This window comes from Mitsuokella sp. AF21-1AC (assembly GCF_003458855.1).
Lineage (GTDB): Bacteria > Bacillota > Negativicutes > Selenomonadales > Selenomonadaceae > Mitsuokella.
In genome coordinates this window covers 1-1,802 of record NZ_QRVW01000062.1, presented here as the reverse complement: position 1 = coordinate 1,802, position 1,802 = coordinate 1, and the positions used below count along the sequence as shown (strand labels likewise).

The 1,802-nt window shown below is 49.6% G+C and carries 1 protein-coding gene; it reads left to right on the top strand.

What is annotated here, in order from left to right:
• Positions 1 to 114: 114 nt before the first annotated feature.
• Positions 115 to 1,392, top strand: a complete 1,278-nt coding sequence (locus DWX75_RS11930; protein ID WP_118016526.1) for an IS110 family transposase — start codon at positions 115 to 117, stop codon at positions 1,390 to 1,392.
• The last annotated feature ends 410 nt before the right edge of the window (positions 1,393 to 1,802 follow it).

The following is a 1,802-nucleotide window of genomic DNA, read 5'->3' as shown; positions in this document are numbered from 1 at the left end:
AAGGAGCATTCCTGTAATTAGGAAATAGCGCCTTTGTGAAAAAAGAATACCTACGTTACAATAGAATTGTTAACAGGCCAGTTAATATATTCTAAAGAAACGAGGTATTCTACTATGCATTATACACAGAATCAGAAGATAGAACAAGTCACTGAGGCAACATTAGTGGTTGGTGTCGATATCGGCAGCAGAAAGCAATATGCCCGTGCATTCGACTGGAGAGGCGTTGAACTTGGTCATGTCTTTTCCTTCATGGATTGCAGAGACGGCTACGAGCTTTTCCTGAAATGGATTCAGAACCTGCAAACAGTGAATGCGAAGGGACAGGTCATGGTTGGCATGGAGCCAACCGGGCATTACTGGTTTGGCCTGCGCGATTTTCTGCAGCATGCAGGGATTCCGCTGGTCCTTGTGAACCCGCTTCATGTCAAGCAGAGCAAGGAGCTCGACGACAACAGCCAGACGAAGAATGACCAGAAGGATCCGAAAGTCATTGCAAGACTGGTAATGGAAGGACGGTACAGCGTGCCGTACATTCCGCATGGCGTCTATGCAGAACTTCGCGGTATCTGGCCGCTCCGTCAGCGTCTGGTCGAGCGGCAGATTGCCCTCAAGAACCGGTTTGCCCGGTGGTTTCGGATCTATTTTCCGGAATATCTGGAAGCCTATGGCAGTTTCGAAGGGAAAAGCAGTATGGCGCTCCTGGCGCACGCCTGTCTTCCGGAAGATCTCCTGTCCCTGGGCCAGGATGGTATCGTCCATATATGGCGTGCGATGAAACTTCGTGCAGTTGGTGAAAGACGGGCACAGACCCTGCTGGACTGCGCGAAGCGGAGCATTGGCCAGAAAGACGGTGCCGTCGCAGCCCGGATGGAGATGAAGATGCTGCTACAGGAATGGAAGCTTTGCGAGGAAGAGCTGGAAGAGGTGATGCTGCAAATTGAATCCTTACTCCAGGAAATTCCTGAAAGTGCAAAACTGATGGCGATAAAAGGGATTGGCCTCGCGACAGTAGCAGGGTTCTTTGCTGAAGTGGGAGACGTCAGACGTTTCCGTTCTCCCAAGCAGATCCTGAAGCTGGCAGGATTATCCCTCAGGGAAAACAGTTCTGGAAAGCATAAAGGCCGGACGACGATAAGCAAACGTGGCCGCGCCCGTCTCAGGATGCTGATTTTCAACGCAGTAATCCCGCTGCTGTCCAGGAATGAAGAGTTCCGTAAGATCCACCAGTATTACACGACACGCAAAGTCAATCCACTCAAGAAGAAACAGTCGGTAATTGCCGTTGGCAGCAAGCTGATCCGCGTATTCTTTGCCATCCTGACAAAAGGATGCCGATACGACGCCACAAAGATGCTTGACGATATCCACCGGCAGCCGCCAGCTGCTTGAACTTTGTTTTTCTGATCCTGCTGGGGAAACGTCCACTTTTAAAGTGCCGGTATGGATTGGACATAATTTCATAGAAGAAGAGCCGGTAGTCCGAAAATTTCCATAGAGCATGGGACTCAGCGAAGGAGCATAAGGACACCCATACGTGGACAGGCTGGACGAAGGAATTGCGGACACAGCAATGTGATCCTGATAGACTTGGGAGGTTAGGCCACCACAGGAGACGTGGGCAGAAGGAAGGCCTTTTCAAACAGAAAAGAACGACGTTCTGTTTGCTATACGCAAAACCACGGGAATCCTGTGATCTTGGGTATTCGATGCAGAGATATTCCACGCGAAAGCTTCTTCGGTTTATGAAAAAAATGAGAAAAACGGAGCATTCAAGAGATTAATGAAGATTATATAGGGAG

Excerpts from the sequence above, each read along its gene's own strand:
- DWX75_RS11930 (WP_118016526.1), top strand. The coding sequence starts at position 115 with ATGCATTATACACAGAATCAGAAGATAGAACAAGTCACTGAGGCAACA.